The sequence below is a fragment of the Hymenobacter agri genome (genome assembly GCF_054778495.1).
This window is the reverse complement of the sequence record NZ_BAAGZM010001037.1, coordinates 1-968: the sequence shown is the minus strand read 5'-3', so window position 1 is coordinate 968 and position 968 is coordinate 1. Positions and strand designations below refer to the sequence as shown.

Annotated in this window: 1 pseudogene; it reads left to right on the top strand. The window is 66.8% G+C overall.

Going from position 1 to position 968, the window contains the following annotated elements:
• Positions 1-968 (top strand): annotated as a pseudogene (locus tag ACYVDE_RS24290) (protease); the annotation flags it as partial.

Here is a 968-nt window from a genome sequence, read left to right as displayed (position 1 = left end):
CCCACGGGCGTACGCGCCGTGGTGGAGGCGCGCGGCGACGTGTTCACGGTGCCCGCCAAGAAGGGCGAGAGCCGCAACCTGACGCACTCCGACACTTCGCACGAGCGGTACCCAGCCTGGGCCCCCGACGGCGCGCACATCGCCTACCTGTCCGACGCCTCGGGCGAGTACCAGCTGATGGTGCAGGACCAGCGCGGGCTGAAACCGGCGCAGGCGTACTCGCTGGGGCCGAATTCGTTTTATTTCCGGCCGCTGTGGTCGCCCGACAGCAAGAAAATTGCCTACACCGATAAGAAGCTGAATCTGTGGTACCTCGACCTGGCGTCGAAGAAAACCACTCGCGTAGGGACTGACACCTACGGCCCCATTCTGGGCGAGCCCGCGCTGGAACCGGCGTGGTCGCCCGACGGGCAGTGGCTGGCCTATTCGCAGCAGATGCCCAACCACATGCGCACCGTGTGGGTGTACCACCTGCCCAGCGGTCGCCGCGTGGCCGTGAGCGACGGCCGCAGCGACGCCACTGCGCCCGCGTTCAGCCGCGACGGCAAGTACCTGTTTTTCACGGCCAGCAACGACGTGGCCCTGCGTGCCACCTGGCTGGATATGACCTCCTACGACCGCAACAGCAAGCGCACGCTGTACGTGGCCGTGCTCAACCGCCGCGACCCGTCGCCGTTTGCGCCGCAGAGCGACGAGGAGAAGGAAGCCATTACAAAGCCCGACTCGATTGTGGTGGGCAAGCCGGTGGGCAACCGCCCCGCGCCCAAAGTGGCCGTGAAGGATTTGAAGCCGAAAAAGGCCGAAGCCGTGGCGAAAGTGGTGATTGATACCGTGGGCCTGGGCCAGCGCATTCTGGCGCTGCCGGGTTCGGCCGTGGGCGAGCTCAGCCACGTGGAAGCCGCCGACGGCGACAAGATTTTCTACCTTGAGCAGCTGCCCGCCAGCGTGGCCGCCGGCCCGGACGCGGC